This is a genomic window from Mesorhizobium sp. M7A.F.Ca.ET.027.02.1.1 (genome assembly GCF_004022985.1).
Taxonomy (GTDB): domain Bacteria; phylum Pseudomonadota; class Alphaproteobacteria; order Rhizobiales; family Rhizobiaceae; genus Mesorhizobium.
In genome coordinates this window covers 1-405 of the sequence record NZ_RZOL01000976.1, presented here as the reverse complement: position 1 = coordinate 405, position 405 = coordinate 1, and the positions used below count along the sequence as shown (strand labels likewise).

General features: G+C 57.0%; 1 protein-coding gene and 1 tRNA gene. One reads left to right on the top strand and one right to left on the bottom strand.

The window, feature by feature from the left end:
* Window positions 1-44 precede the first annotated feature (44 nt).
* Window positions 45-120: transfer RNA gene (locus EN749_RS37325), tRNA-Ala, on the top strand.
* 23 nt (window positions 121-143) lie between these two features.
* Here EN749_RS37325 and EN749_RS38455 read toward each other — a convergent pair.
* A partial coding sequence (locus EN749_RS38455; protein WP_145991240.1) for a hypothetical protein occupies window positions 144-405 on the bottom strand: 262 nt, incomplete at its 5' end.

Genomic DNA, 405 nt, shown 5'->3' with positions numbered 1-405 from the left:
TGCCTGATCCCTGGCGGTTATGCTGTCGGGTGTTTGCGATGGTTGGGGCTGTAGCTCAGCTGGGAGAGCACCTGCTTTGCAAGCAGGGGGTCAGCGGTTCGATCCCGCTCAGCTCCACCAATCGCGGAACGCGATTGGTGTGGTTATGTGCTGACGCTGTCGCGGCTTTGCCGCTGCGCTTCGCACGGGCCGGCCAATGATGGCCGACGGCTCGCTGAGCCTGCATGGGTGATCTGATCGGCAAGCAATACAGCGCGATAGCGCGTCGCCAAGAGTTTGGCGCCCTCACGGAGCGCCTTTGGCGCGTGAGTGCTGGAATATCCTTTTGAAGAAAAAACGTTTGCATCATTCGCAAGAATTGATGCCTGTTCTGAATACATTGTGAAGAGAAGATATGTCTGGAAG